This is a genomic window from Vibrio sp. 1580, from assembly GCF_033340055.1.
In genome coordinates this window covers 1-634 of record NZ_JAWOVT010000385.1, presented here as the reverse complement: position 1 = coordinate 634, position 634 = coordinate 1, and the positions used below count along the sequence as shown (strand labels likewise).

Genomic DNA, 634 nt, shown 5'->3' with positions numbered 1-634 from the left:
GCACTCCAACTGGTCATTTGAACCGGGAAGGAAATCAAAAGTACAACGTAAGCGACCATTGCTGGGTTGAAGAGATTCTGTCCAATGCCGCCATAAAGATGTTTGGCAATCACAATCGCAAAAATTAAACCAATAACTATGATCCACCACGGAGACCAAGGTGGAATAGCGACGGCGAGTAGCCATGCGGTGACAATTGCACTGTTGTCTCGTAATGCTCTCATTGGCGAGCGTTTACGACAGATCATCACGAGTGCTTCAAGTGATACTGCAACGGCGATAGCAAAAATCAGCTGGATTAATGTACCCCAACCAAAGTAGTAAGTTTGCGCTGCCAAGCCAGGGATAGCACATAAGGCTACCCATTTCATTAAGTCAGGCGTGCTGCGACGACTATGCGCATGCGGTGAACTGGCAATAAAAAACGACATTACTCGTTCTCCTCGGTATTATTTTTATTCGCGTCTTGTTGAGCTTTTCGCGCTTTTGCACGAGCAATAGCAGCAGCGACCGCGGCTTTCTTCGGATCTTCGGCTGGCTCTTGAGAAGCTGTTTCTTCAACAGGTTGCGATTCAGTTTCTTGTTGTGCTTTGCGCGCTTTTGCACGAGCAATAGCAGCGGCTACTGCGGCTTT

At 47.8% G+C, this 634-nt stretch carries 1 protein-coding gene and 1 pseudogene; both read right to left on the bottom strand.

Annotated features, from left to right (window positions below; genetic code table 11):
- On the bottom strand, positions 1-431 hold a 431-nt coding region (locus R7093_RS26160), incomplete at its 3' end, for an RnfABCDGE type electron transport complex subunit D (RefSeq protein WP_318147142.1).
- Positions 431-634 (bottom strand): annotated as a pseudogene (locus R7093_RS26155) (electron transporter RnfC); the annotation flags it as partial. The gene R7093_RS26160 and the pseudogene R7093_RS26155, both read right to left, overlap by 1 nt.